This is a genomic window from Mesobacillus maritimus, from assembly GCF_023715205.1.
Lineage (GTDB): Bacteria > Bacillota > Bacilli > Bacillales > Cytobacillaceae > Mesobacillus_B > Mesobacillus_B maritimus_C.
In genome coordinates this window covers 1-247 of the sequence record NZ_JAMBNR010000138.1, presented here as the reverse complement: position 1 = coordinate 247, position 247 = coordinate 1, and the positions used below count along the sequence as shown (strand labels likewise).

Genomic DNA, 247 nt, shown 5'->3' with positions numbered 1-247 from the left:
AAGGCTAAATACTCCCTAGTGACCGATAGTGAACCAGTACCGTGAGGGAAAGGTGAAAAGCACCCCGGAAGGGGAGTGAAATAGAACCTGAAACCGTGTGCCTACAAGTAGTTAGAGCCCTGTGCATCTTTTCCTTCGGAAAAATGCCGGGTGATAGCGTGCCTTTTGTAGAATGAACCGGCGAGTTACGATCATATGCGAGGTTAAGTTGGAAAGACGGAGCCGCAGCGAAAGCGAGTCTGAATAG

The 247-nt window shown here is 49.4% G+C and carries 1 rRNA gene; it reads left to right on the top strand.

Going from position 1 to position 247, the window contains the following annotated elements:
- Window positions 1-247 (top strand): 23S ribosomal RNA (locus M3182_RS26810); the annotation flags it as partial.